The 12,902-nt window shown below is 43.5% G+C and carries 11 protein-coding genes; 9 read left to right on the top strand and 2 right to left on the bottom strand.

Annotated features, from left to right (window positions below; genetic code table 11):
• Positions 1–13: 13 nt before the first annotated feature.
• Positions 14–829: a nickel import ATP-binding protein NikE gene (gene nikE, locus ACN6NB_RS15720; protein ID WP_039181539.1), complete on the top strand. Its 816-nt coding sequence runs from the start codon at positions 14–16 to the stop codon at positions 827–829.
• A 60-nt stretch (positions 830–889) separates the two neighbouring features.
• On the top strand, positions 890–2,215 hold the full coding sequence (locus tag ACN6NB_RS15715) for an MATE family efflux transporter (protein WP_039181536.1): 1,326 nt from the start codon (positions 890–892) through the stop codon (positions 2,213–2,215).
• Between the two features lie 21 nt (positions 2,216–2,236).
• On the opposite strand, the gene yvfG is transcribed toward ACN6NB_RS15715, so the two are convergent.
• A complete protein-coding gene (yvfG, locus tag ACN6NB_RS15710) occupies positions 2,237–2,452 on the bottom strand; it encodes a protein YvfG (RefSeq protein ID WP_024423509.1) in 216 nt (71 codons plus the stop codon).
• Positions 2,453–2,522: 70 nt separating this feature from the next.
• On the opposite strand from yvfG, the gene rpoN reads away from it, so the two are divergent.
• The gene (gene rpoN, locus ACN6NB_RS15705; RefSeq protein WP_039181533.1) at positions 2,523–3,821 is read left to right on the top strand and encodes an RNA polymerase factor sigma-54; all 1,299 of its coding nucleotides are present in this window, start codon (positions 2,523–2,525) and stop codon (positions 3,819–3,821) included.
• A gap of 172 nt (positions 3,822–3,993) precedes the next feature.
• Positions 3,994–4,731: a FadR/GntR family transcriptional regulator gene (locus ACN6NB_RS15700; protein ID WP_058837601.1), complete on the top strand. Its 738-nt coding sequence runs from the start codon at positions 3,994–3,996 to the stop codon at positions 4,729–4,731.
• Between the two features lie 27 nt (positions 4,732–4,758).
• On the opposite strand, the gene ACN6NB_RS15695 is transcribed toward ACN6NB_RS15700, so the two are convergent.
• Positions 4,759–6,201: a sigma-54 interaction domain-containing protein gene (locus ACN6NB_RS15695; RefSeq protein ID WP_411262531.1), complete on the bottom strand. Its 1,443-nt coding sequence runs from the start codon at positions 6,199–6,201 to the stop codon at positions 4,759–4,761.
• A gap of 198 nt (positions 6,202–6,399) precedes the next feature.
• Between ACN6NB_RS15695 and ACN6NB_RS15690 the strand changes: the two genes are divergently transcribed.
• From ACN6NB_RS15690 to ACN6NB_RS15670, 5 genes are all read left to right on the top strand, one after another.
• Positions 6,400–7,593: an ornithine--oxo-acid transaminase gene (locus ACN6NB_RS15690; protein WP_474253425.1), complete on the top strand. Its 1,194-nt coding sequence runs from the start codon at positions 6,400–6,402 to the stop codon at positions 7,591–7,593.
• Between the two features lie 138 nt (positions 7,594–7,731).
• Positions 7,732–9,105, top strand: coding sequence for an amino acid permease (locus ACN6NB_RS15685; protein WP_058837626.1), 1,374 nt, complete (start codon positions 7,732–7,734; stop codon positions 9,103–9,105).
• Positions 9,106–9,414: 309 nt separating this feature from the next.
• On the top strand, positions 9,415–10,452 hold the full coding sequence (locus tag ACN6NB_RS15680) for a sugar-binding transcriptional regulator (RefSeq protein ID WP_039181517.1): 1,038 nt from the start codon (positions 9,415–9,417) through the stop codon (positions 10,450–10,452).
• Positions 10,453–10,483: 31 nt separating this feature from the next.
• Positions 10,484–11,491 carry a type I glyceraldehyde-3-phosphate dehydrogenase gene (gap, locus tag ACN6NB_RS15675; protein ID WP_012011304.1) on the top strand — a complete coding sequence of 336 codons (1,008 nt, stop codon included), beginning with the start codon at positions 10,484–10,486 and terminating at the stop codon, positions 11,489–11,491.
• A 213-nt stretch (positions 11,492–11,704) separates the two neighbouring features.
• The gene (locus ACN6NB_RS15670; protein ID WP_024426073.1) at positions 11,705–12,889 is read left to right on the top strand and encodes a phosphoglycerate kinase; all 1,185 of its coding nucleotides are present in this window, start codon (positions 11,705–11,707) and stop codon (positions 12,887–12,889) included.
• Positions 12,890–12,902 lie beyond the last annotated feature (13 nt).

Genomic DNA, 12,902 nt, shown 5'->3' with positions numbered 1-12,902 from the left:
GGTGAGAAGGCCCTTGCATTTATTAGAAGTGAAAGCAGTCAGTCATGCATACAACAGCCGGTCGTTTCTAATGAGAAATAAAGGCGCAGCCCCTGTCCTGAAAAGCGTCGATTTGAACATTGAAGAAGGCACTTGCCTTGGACTGCTGGGACAAAGCGGTGCAGGAAAAAGTACACTTGGCCGCATCATACTTGGTTTAGAGAAACCAAGAGCTGGACAGGTTCTTTTTGAAGGTCAGGATGTTTATCGTGCAGATCAGCAAACACGTAAGCATTTTCGCAGGCATGTGCAAGCGGTATTTCAGGATTCCTATTCGGCGGTAAATCCAAGATGGACAGTTGAACAAATTTTATCTGAACCGCTTGAAAACTATGAAACCATGAGCCGAAAGGAACGTAAAAACGTGCTGATTCATTGGTTGGAAAGAGTCGGGCTCAGTGAAAAAGATTTGTCTAAATATCCGCACCAATTCAGCGGCGGCCAGCTGCAAAGGATCAACATTGCTAGAGCTTTATTGCTCCAGCCAAAGCTCATTGTACTTGATGAATCTGTCAGCAGCTTAGACATGGTCACACAGGCTGTCATTTTAGATTTATTAGTAGAATTAAAGAAGGAGCTGGGTGTGGCTTACTTATTTATTACACATGATATGACAGCAGCCTATCACTTAAGTGATCAATTGGCGATTCTTGATCAAGGAAAGCTTGTCGCCCAATTTCAATCAAAGGAAGAATTCTTTTCATCAGAAGAGGAAGCGGTGCGGAAAATGAGAGATGCAATGCTCGCAGACCATCCTTTGTCACGAACGATTGGCAGACCGGTTCGGTAAAGCTTTATTATCAATGCCTCTTTGAGAAGAGGCTATTTTTCATGAAAGGCAGGTGGCGTCGTGAACCATCGAGCGTATTTAGCTTTGGCCATTCCTTTAACGATTTCAACGATGACCACTCCTTTACTTGGAGCTGTTGATACAGCGGTTGTCGGTCAGCTCGCAAATCCTGCTTATATTGGAGGCGTTGCGGTCGGCAGTCTCATTTTCAGTACATTATATTGGCTGTTTGGTTTTTTGCGGGTAAGTACATCTGCTTTTGCCGCCCAGGCAAACGGGGCGCAGAATGAGGAGCAGGGTGTTCTTGCTTTTCTAAGACCTTTTTTCGTCGCCATCATCGTCGGACTTTGTTTTATTGCCCTGCAATGGCCGATTATTCAATCTGCTTTTCTAGTGATCTCTCCTGATGCTGATGTCCGTCAATTTGCCGCAGACTATTTTCATATTCGCATTTGGGGAGCGCCTTTTACTTTAATGAATTATGTCATATTGGGCTGGCTGATGGGGATGGCAAAAATGAAAGAAGCCCTTTCTTTACAAATCTTGATCAATGTCATGAATATGGCGCTTGCATTTCTGCTTGTTCATGTGTTTTCGTTTGCGGTCAAAGGAGTTGCGGCTGCGACATTGATGTCTGAACTAACCGCTTTTGTGTTAGGGGCATGGATCATCATGAAGCATTCGTCAAACGGATTCCAGATGCCTTCCATTAAGAAAATCATGGATACTCACGCAGTGCAGAAAATGTTTCATGTGAATAAAGATTTGTTTATCCGGACGATCTGTCTGCTAGTGGTCATCAACATGTTTACGGCAAAAGGGGCTTCTTTTGGTACGGAGCTGCTGGCAGCTAATGCTATCTTATTTCAAATTCACTACATCATGGCTTATTTGTTCGATGGTTTTGCCAATGCGTCCAGCATCCTTGTTGGGCGGTCAGTTGGTGCAAATGACCGTTCTCTTTATGAAAAAACTTTAACCCTTTCAAGGCAGTGGGCACTTGTTATGGCATGTGTCATTGCGGCGGTTTATTTTCTATTAAAAGAGCCGATATTGAGCCTGTTTACAAATCTCCCTCAGCTGCTTGACGTGACATTACGCTATGCGGACTGGCTTGTACTTTATCCGTTTGCGGCTTGTTTCGGTTTGGTCATTTACGGCGTATTTACAGGTGCGACAGAAATTGCCCCTGTTAGAAATTCGATGCTGTTTGCAATGATTTTGTTTATCGTCGTTCAAACCGTGGTCACGCCCATTTGGCACAATCATGGCCTATGGTTTGCCTTTATTATCTATACTGTAGGGCGGTCTGGCTTTTTAATGATGTATAAATCGAGGCTGGATCAGAAGCTTTTTGCATATGATAAACACCCTTTGTCATCTTGACAAAAGGGTGTTCTTTTTCGTTCATTCGCTTTCTTTTTTCACCTTTTGATAGGCTTCATCAAGATGCTGAATTCGCTTCAATACAACCGCATTTTTGGTCAGCTGGTCTTGAACAAGCGTTGACACCACTGAGCGGTAATAGGCATTCATCGCATGAACTTTGTCTTCATTTTGGTTCATGGCGATGTGCTGTTTCAAGTTGTCGACAAAGTATGGAACGGAAAAAAGTTCAGACATAGAAATCACTCCTATTTCGTATATACGGTCCGTCAATCTTCATGTAAAATGATGAGAGGGAGGGGAGACAATGAGCCTTAAACTGCAACAAGAACAGGTATTAAAGCAGGTGCTCACACAAGAACTCAGGCAGGCCATTACGCTGCTGCAGCTGAATTGCGCAGAGCTCGGCGAGTATCTTGACCAGTTAGCGCTTGAGAACCCTCTGATTGAGCGGAAAGACACGGACAGCTATCAACCAGTTTATCATAAAAAATCACAAGAACGAATGACAGAGCCGTATCGAACGCATCAAAAAGAAAGCCTGCAAATGTTTTTAAAAAGACAGGCGATTGATTTGAATTTAAGTGAAAAGAATCAAAGAATCTTTCATTTTATGATTGAGTCCATTGATTCCAATGGCTATCTAAATGAACCGATCGACGCAATGGCAGCTGTCTTAAAGGTGCCAGCTGAAGAAGTAGAAGCCATCCTTCATCAGCTGCAATCACTAGAGCCTGCCGGGATTGGCGCAAGATCATTGCAGGAATGCATTCTCCTTCAGCTGCGAAGAAAAAAGGAGCGCTGGTATGAAGCTGAGCTGATCATCGAAGAGCATTTCTTTCTTTTTGCCAGAAAGGCTTGGAAGGAAATTGCGGCGAAAACAGGTGTTTCAATGAAAACACTCCAAGCGGTACAAGATGAAGTGTCTCAGCTTGAACCAAGACCAGGCCTTCATTTCTCATCTGATGAAGAGCATGTGTATATCGAGCCTGATGTGACGATTACTGTGGTGCAGGATCACATCACATTTGAGTTAAATCAGCGCGCTTTTCCAGACGTTGAAATGAATGAAGGCTACTTCGCCATGATTCAAGACCAAAAGCGGCACGAAGCATACACGTATTTAAAGGAAAAAGAGCAGCAGTACAATTGGCTTGTCCAAGCGCTGAGGCAAAGAAAGCAAACGATGACTCATGTCGTTCGTGAGATTATCTCACATCAGACGGATTTTTTCCTAACAGGGAAACATAAAATGAAACCGCTTACTATGAAGCGGATCGCAGATATACTGCAAGTCCATGAGTCAACAGTCAGCCGTACTGTAAAAGGGAAAATGGTGCAAACCCCTTATGGTCTCATGGAAATGAAACAATTTTTCCAAGCAAAATTAGAAGGGCATTCGCTAGAAGAGGCGTCCAGCTACACAGTCAAAACGCATATTGCAGAGCTCATTCAAACGGAAAATAAGAAAAAGCCGTATTCAGATCAGCAAATCATGACGCTGCTTCAGCAAACCTTTGGCATCCGCGTGTCGCGCAGAACCATTGCAAAATATCGCGAACAAATGAATCTTCCAGCCTCAACGCTGAGGAAACGCTACGATTAAAAAGAAGTACTTGCCAGAACATGGCACGTGCTTCTTTTTTTGTTGAAAGCAAGGCAGCCCGAAGATTTCTTGAAAATTAAAGAGGGGAGACGTGTGATCTGAAATTTTGGGGTAAAGTATAAGATAGGGCATGAGCCGATAGGGATAGACAACAGTGATGAGGTGAGACCAATTGAAATATAAACAAATCAAAACGAAAAAAATATATGAAGAAATTGCGGATGCATTAATTGAATCCATTCGTACAGGTGAGCTTCTTCCGGGGGAAAAATTAGATTCGGTTCAAGCGCTTTCAGAAAGCTTTCAAGTCAGCCGTTCCGCTGTAAGAGAGGCACTGTCTGCTCTTAAAGCGATCGGATTAATAGAGATGAAGCAAGGGGAAGGCACGTATGTGAAGCAGTTCGATCCTGAGCAGCTCACATTTAGTCTGTCTCCTGCATTTTTGATGAAGCAGCATGATATCACGCAGCTCCTTGAATTAAGAACCATTATTGAGACGGGTGCTGTCAAAAAGGCAGCGCTTTTGCGAACGGACGATGACCTTCATCAGCTGCGTGAGGCACTCGAACAAATGAAACTCGCAGAAGCACATAAAGAAATTGGTGAAGAGGCAGACCTCTCCTTCCATCTTGCTTTAGCCAAAGCCTCAAAGAATGATTTATTAAAGGCGTTAATGAATCAGGTCTCCACCTTGCTGGTAGAAACAATGCGGGAAACGAGAAAAGTCGTCTTGTTTTCAAGGAAAGCCTCCATTCGGCAGCTTTACAAAGAACATGAACACATTTACAAAGCTGTTATGGCAAGACAGCCAGAAGAAGCAGAAAGAGCGATGCTCACGCATCTAAAAAATGTAGAAAAACTGCTGAGTGATGTGAGTCAAGAACCGGCAGGACAGTCAGAACCACAGTAAGCTGTGCCGAATGAGGGCACAGCTCTATTATGAACGAGAAATATGCAGTTTCTTCATGCGATATTGCAGACTTTGCCTGCTCATGCCCAATATCTTTGCAGTCTGTGAAATATTATCGTCCATTTTTTCTAAGTAATGGACGATGTATTGTTTTTCGAATCGTTCCATTTGGGTTTGAAAATCAGTCGTATGTTCTGGGCTTGTATAAATAAACGTGTCAGCTGCTGTGGTATGCTGCAAAGGATTCGTCTGTAATTGCGCTGCAGGACGACCTTCCCCGTGCTTAAATCTAAAATGATACGGAAGGTGATGCATGCTTAAGTAATCCTCATCCATCATCATATTCATTCCCGCTTCAATCACATGCTCCAGTTCCCGTACATTCCCCGGCCAATCATACGCTTGAAAAAGGGCTAGTACCTCTTCGTCAGCCGCCTTCACCTCCATTTGAAACAGCTCATTATATTTTTGAATAAAATGACTGACAAACGTAGGAATATCTTCTTTTCGCTCAGAAAGCGGTGGAATAAATAAGGTGACAATACCTAACCGATAAAATAAATCCTTGCGCATGCGTCCGCCTGCGATAGCATCCACAGGGTCCTCATTCATATTAGCAATGACTCTTACATCAACGGCGATTTCTTTTGTGCTGCCTAACCTTCTCACCCGCTTCTCCTGTAATACGCGCAGCAGTTTTGCTTGAAGACCAGGATTTAATGAGTTGATCTCATCAAGCAGAAGTGTACCACCCTGCGCCTGTTCAAATAAACCGGGCTGATCAGTTGCGCCGGTAAAAGCCCCTTTTTGTGTACCAAAGAGCAGACTTTCAATGAGATTATCAGGCAGTGCCGCGCAATTCTGGGTAATAAATGGTCCAGATGACCGGCTGCTGCCGTTATGAATGCTTTGAGCAAATAGTTCTTTTCCTGTCCCTGTTTCTCCCACAATGAGGACGTAGGAAGAGGTGCGTGTTGCTCGTTTTGCATGCTCAATCACCTCTAAAAACGCAGGGCTTTGTCCAATAATGGAATCAAAGGTAAAGCGTGTGCTTCCTTTTTTCTTCATATTGTGGTGAATCAGCCGTTCCAGCTTGGTCACATCATTCGAAATTTCAACCGCTCCTTGGATGAGGCCATCTCGAACGAGCGGGTATGTATGATTAATCGTTGTGATTTCTTTTCCATTGTAATTATGATACGTCTGCTTTGCATGAACGGTTTGTTTCCCAGTTCGCAGCGCTTGGACGAGCGTACTGTGCATTTCGTCTTGGAAGACGAAGAGGTCTAATACATTTTTATGGAGAACATCAGAGCGTTTCAAAGACTCAATCTCCATCATTTTTTTATTATAAACAACGGTATTGCCATTCTCGTCAATTGCATGAACCCCGACATCTATTAAATCGAGCATTTGCTTATACAGATCAATCTCATTTTCGAGCTTTGCAGTATACTGATCTTCTTTCATTGAGGCACCTCCAGACGTTACCTCTATTTTACATGAAAAATTTTGCGGTTTCCTCTAAAAAATTCGGCATGTGCAAAAATATTTTGCATAAAGAAGCAGATCAATCATCGCCATGGTGCGGACAGAAAGTTGGCACGATCCTTGCATATCATATGTGTGTAGATAAAAGAGGCTAGCTTATAGAAGGAGGAATAGACGATGACACAGACAAATGAATTGATTCAACAAACGGAACAATACGGAGCGGCAAACTATCATCCGCTGCCAATAGTAATTTCTGAGGCTGAGGGAGTTTGGGTGACAGACCCTGAAGGCAATCGATATATGGATATGCTGAGTGCGTATTCAGCAGTCAACCAAGGCCATCGCCATCCCCGCATTATTGAAGCACTCAAAAAACAGGCAGACCGGGTGACATTAACCTCAAGAGCTTTTCACAATGATCAACTTGGTCCTTGGTATGAGAAAATTTGTCAACTGACGAATAAAGAGATGGCACTTCCGATGAATACTGGAGCTGAGGCTGTAGAAACAGCTGTAAAAGCAGCACGACGCTGGGGCTATGACGTCAAGGGAATCGAAGACAATCGCGCAGAAATCATTGCGTGCGTTGGAAACTTCCATGGCAGAACGATGACAGCTGTTTCTCTTTCTTCTGAAGCAGAATATCAAAGAGGTTTCGGTCCAATGCTTCCAGGCATTAAATTGATCCCTTACGGAGATATTGAAGCGTTACGTGAAGCCATCACACCACAGACAGCGGCCTTTCTGATCGAACCTATTCAAGGAGAAGCGGGAATTGTCATGCCGCCAGAAGGCTTCTTGAAGGAAGCGAAGGCGCTTTGTGAAAAAGAACATGTGCTGTTCATTGCGGATGAAATTCAGGTCGGATTAGCGCGAACAGGTAAGATGTTTGCATGTGACTGGGAAGACATTGAGCCAGATATGCTGATTCTTGGGAAAGCTTTAGGCGGCGGTGTATTCCCAATCTCGTGTGTAGTCGCAAACCGCGATATATTAGGTGTGTTTAACCCTGGATCTCACGGCTCTACCTTCGGCGGCAATCCTCTTGCGTGTGCGGTGTCGCTGGCTGCACTGGATGTCTTGATCGACGAAAACCTTGCAACGCGTTCTATGGAGCTTGGCGAATACTTAAAAGACAAACTAACGCGCATTCAAAGTCCTGTCATCAAGGAAGTGCGCGGTCGCGGATTATTTATCGGTATGGAGCTGACGGAGGCTGCGAGACCTTATTGTGAGAAGCTGAAACAAGCAGGACTGTTATGTAAGGAAACCCATGAGACCGTCATCCGCTTTGCACCGCCTCTCACTATTTCTAAAGAAGATTTAGACTGGGCGATTGGTCATATTGAAGCATTATTTCAAGCATAAATGTCAAAGGGGGAGAACCTTCACTTTCTCCCTTTCTCTTTCCACGAACAGCGAATTTTGTCAAAGGATGATGAATAGAAGAGTGAAAGTGGGGAAGCGGATTTGAAGCAAGAACAGCATAATGAACTAGAACGTTCTATGAAAAGCAGGCATCTCTTTATGATTGCCTTAGGCGGCGTCATTGGTACTGGTCTTTTCCTTGGGTCAGGACTCATTATCCATCAGGCTGGACCCGGGGGAGCCATTCTATCCTTTATTATTGGCGGATTGTTAATGTATTTGGTGATGCTCTGTCTTGGAGAATTAGCAGTGGCGATGCCGACAGCGGGTTCCTTTCAGGAGTATGCAACCAAATATATAGGCCCGTCCACAGGCTTTATGATCGGCTGGCTTTATTGGTTTAGCTGGGCATGTACAATTGGACTGGAGTTTACGTCAGCAGGCATTTTGCTCCAAAGGTGGTTCCCAGATATCCCTGTTTGGCTGTGGTGTCTTGCATTTAGTGTGATTTTATTTGCCGTGAATGCCATCTCAGCTCGCAGCTTCGCTGAAACCGAGTTTTGGTTTTCAGCCATTAAGGTCGCTGCCATCCTATTATTTATTATCATTGGAATTGGCGCAATTTTCGGAATGATTCATCTGAAAGATGGAGAACCAGCCCCTCTATTTCGTCATTTGACGGATCATGGCGGACTATTTCCTAACGGCGTTTTTGCTATTTTATTAACCATGGTCACGGTCAATTTCTCCTTTCAAGGAACAGAACTTGTAGGGATTGCCGCAGGAGAGAGTGAAAGCCCTGAAAAAACATTGCCGCGATCTATACGAAATATTATTTGGAGAACGATGGTCTTCTTCGTTTTATCCATTGCGGTTCTGGCCGCTCTTCTTCCGTGGCAGACAGCAGGCACCGTCGACAGTCCGTTTGTCGTCGTGCTGGACAAGGTCGGCATACCATATGCTGCAGATATCATGAATTTTATCATCATCACAGCCGTCTTATCTGTAGCAAACTCTGGGTTATATGCATCATCACGTATGCTCTGGGCGCTCTCGAAAGACGGAAAAGGACCCAACTTTACGAAAAAACTGTCCAAGCGTAAAATTCCGATCAATGCATTATTGGTGACAATGGGTGTATCTGCACTATCTCTGCTTACAAGTGTTGTAGCACCAAAAACGGTGTATGTGTGGCTCATTTCGATTTCTGGTATGGTCCTTGTTGTGGTGTGGATGTCCATTTGCTTGTCTCAGTATTTCTTTAGAAAACAATTCATAAAGGAGGGCGGAGATGTAAAGGATCTCGTCTTCCGAACACCGCTCTATCCATTTGTTCCATTAGCAGGCTTTATCGCATTTGGCATCGTCCTCATCAGCTTATTTTTTATCGAGGATCAGCGGATCGGCCTTTATTGCGGAATCCCGTTCATGGCCGCCTGCTACATCATTTATTATCTTAAAATCAAACCGAAGGAAGAGGCAAAACAGTTTGGAACCATCACAAAAACATAAGCAGGACCTGAAAAAAATGTGCATGCTGATATCACCAGCATGCACATTTTCAATCGTCTATTCATTCTATATAAAGGGAAATAAATATTTTGAAAAGAAATATCATCGCAAGAACCTTGATGACAAGCAGGCTTTCGGTGAAAATGTGTCTATTTTTTGTCTAAATGTGTTTCTAAGAGTTGAAAATGCAAGATTATCCTGTTAAAATAATTAAAGAAAGCAGGGATTGATTTTTTTTGGCTGTGGCGGGACGTTTTTTGTCACAGTGGGACGTTTTTAGTCCAACGTGAAAAGAAAGGGTCGTTAGCCATGAATCGTTTATTGGAAGCTCAAAAAAAATTATTGCCAGATCTTCTCATTGTTATGCAAAAACGCTACGACATTTTGCAGTACATTAGATTAGCTGAACCAATTGGCCGCAGAAGTCTTGCGACGAGTCTTGGTCTCAGTGAGCGTATCTTACGCGCTGAAGTTCAGTTTTTAAAAGAACAAAATCTGCTGGATGTCAAAACGAGCGGCATGATGCTGACGAGTGAGGGTCACGCTTTGCTTGAAATGCTTGAAGGAATGATGAAGGACGTTTTAGGTTTAACCTTTTTGGAAAATACACTAAAGAGAAAGTTAGGCCTGGAAGAAGTCATTATCGTTTCTGGTGACAGTGACGAATCCCCGTGGGTGAAGCAAGAAATGGGAAGAGCTGCTGTCCAATGTATGAAAAAAAGGTTTACTGGAAATAATATCGTCGCCGTCACTGGCGGAACGACGATGGAAGCCGTTGCCGAAATGATGACCCCTGATGCTAAAAACCGCGATATGATGTTTGTCCCTGCGAGAGGCGGTCTTGGGGAGAATGTAAAAAATCAGGCAAACACCATTTGTGCCCACATGGCTGAAAAAGCTTCTGGTACTTACAAACTGCTGTTTGTTCCAGGACAGCTGTCAGAAGGTGCTTACTCTTCCATTATTGAAGAGCCGTCCGTCAAAGAAGTGCTTCAAACGATTAAATCGTCCACGATGCTCATTCATGGTATTGGTGAAGCAAAAACAATGGCGATGAGACGAAATACACCAGCTGAAGATTTAAAAAAGATTGATGAGCATGACGCAGTGACAGAGGCCTTTGGCTATTACTTTAATCGTGATGGTGAGGTCGTACACAAAGTGCACTCCGTCGGCATGCAGCTAGATGATCTAGAAAGCATTCCACACATCATTGCTGTTGCAGGTGGATCATCAAAGGCGGGGGCGATTGAAGCTTATTTCAAAAAACCACGCCGAACGGTTCTCGTCACAGACGAAGGAGCCGCAAAAGAGTTATTAAGGGAGTCAATTGATCCCTCAATATAAAACATTGTGACCTATAAAAGGAGGAAACATCATGGCAGTAAAAGTCGGTATTAACGGATTTGGACGTATTGGACGTAACGTATTTCGTGCAGCATTAAATAATCCTGAAGTTGAGGTAGTAGCGGTTAACGATCTAACAGATGCTAACATGCTTGCACACCTTTTACAATATGACTCTGTTCACGGAAAACTAGATGCAGAGGTTTCTGTAGACGGTACAAACTTAGTAGTGAACGGTAAAACAATCGAAGTATCAGCTGAGCGTGACCCTGCGAAATTAAGCTGGGGTAAACAAGGCGTAGAAATCGTTGTTGAATCTACTGGATTCTTCACTAAACGTGCAGACGCTGCGAAACACTTAGAAGCTGGCGCTAAAAAAGTCATCATCTCTGCTCCTGCTAACGAAGAAGATATCACAATCGTTATGGGTGTAAACGAAGACAAATACGATGCAGCTAGCCACGATGTCATCTCTAATGCATCTTGTACTACAAACTGCTTAGCTCCATTTGCAAAAGTACTTAACGATAAATTTGGTATCAAACGCGGTATGATGACAACTGTTCACTCATACACAAATGACCAGCAAATTCTTGACCTTCCGCACAAAGACTACCGTCGTGCTCGTGCAGCTGCGGAAAACATCATCCCAACTTCTACAGGTGCTGCGAAAGCTGTTTCACTTGTATTGCCTGAACTTAAAGGTAAATTAAACGGTGGCGCTATGCGTGTTCCAACACCTAACGTTTCTTTAGTTGACCTTGTTGCTGAATTAAACCAAGATGTAACAGCTGAAGACGTAAATGCAGCACTTAAAGAAGCAGCTGAAGGAGAACTTAATGGAATCCTTGGCTACAGTGAAGAGCCATTAGTATCTGGTGACTACAATGGTAATGCAAACTCTTCAACAATCGATGCTCTTTCTACAATGGTGATGGAAGGCAGCATGGTGAAAGTGATCTCTTGGTACGATAACGAGAGTGGATATTCTCACCGCGTTGTTGACCTTGCAGCTTACATTGCAAAACAAGGTCTTTAATTTCTCACACTGAAGGAACTCACTTGGTTCTTTCCTAGAGACACGATATAATGAAGACGGACAAGGGAAGGGGAAGCATCCCTTTCCCTTTTTCTCTGTTTTTATCCGTTCTGCACGATTTCTCGTTTTGATGAGGGCAAAATGGGAAAAGGATAAAGAGAGTCTTGTCCAATGCGTAAGGAAACCAGAATAAAGGAGGATCTCCTGACGAGCATGAATAAGAAATCAGTAAAAGACATTGACGTAAAAGGTAAAGTTGTGTTCTGCCGCGTAGATTTTAACGTTCCAATGAAGGACGGAGAAGTGACGGATGATACTCGTATCCGCGCAGCATTACCAACGATTGAGTATTTAACAGGACAAGGCGCAAAGGTACTGCTAGCTAGTCATTTGGGTCGTCCGAAGGGTCAAGTTACTGAAGAACTGCGTCTGACACCTGTGGCAAAACGTCTGCAAGAGCTTCTTGGAAAAGAAGTGAAAAAAGCAGATGAAGCTTACGGCGACAACGTGAAAAAGCAAATCTCTGACTTAAAAGAAGGAGATGTGCTAGTGCTTGAAAACGTTCGTTTCTATCCTGGTGAAGAAAAGAACGATCCTGAATTATCAAAAGCATTTGCTGATTTAGCCGATGTGTATGTCAATGATGCGTTCGGTGCTGCACACCGTGCACATGCATCGACAGCAGGAATTGCAGCTTATCTTCCGGCTGTTTCAGGCTTCCTCATGCAAAAAGAGCTTGAGGTGTTAGGAAAAGCCATTTCAAATCCTGATCGCCCATTTACAGCGATTATCGGCGGCGCAAAAGTAAAGGATAAAATCGGTGTGATTGAAAGTCTTCTTGATAAAGTAGACAACCTCATCATCGGCGGCGGACTTGCTTACACATTTGTGAAAGCACTTGGCCACGAGGTAGGGAAATCTCTATTAGAAGAAGACAAAGTCGATTTAGCGAAATCCTTTATGGACCGTGCAAAAGAAAAAGGCGTGAACTTCCTGATTCCAACAGATGTTCTGGTAGCCGACGACTTTTCAAATGATGCGAATACAAGCATTGTGCCAATCTCTGAAATTCCAAGTGATCTAGAAGCACTAGATATTGGAACAGAGACAAGAGAAAAGTATGCTGACGTTATTAAAAACAGCAAACTTGTTGTCTGGAACGGACCAATGGGTGTATTTGAAATCGATGCATTCGCTAAAGGAACAAAAGCAATCGCAGAAGCACTGGCAGAAGCAAAAGATACATATTCTGTCATTGGTGGTGGAGATTCAGCAGCAGCTGTTGAGAAATTTGGTCTTGCCGATCAGATGAGTCATATTTCTACAGGCGGCGGCGCTTCACTTGAATTTATGGAAGGCAAAGAACTTCCTGGTGTTACTGCATTAAACGATAAATAAGACCAAAACTGCT

This window comes from Bacillus sp. 11B20 (genome assembly GCF_056098985.1).
The sequence above is the reverse complement of the archived record's forward strand: the minus strand, read 5'-3'. Positions and strand labels throughout refer to the sequence as shown.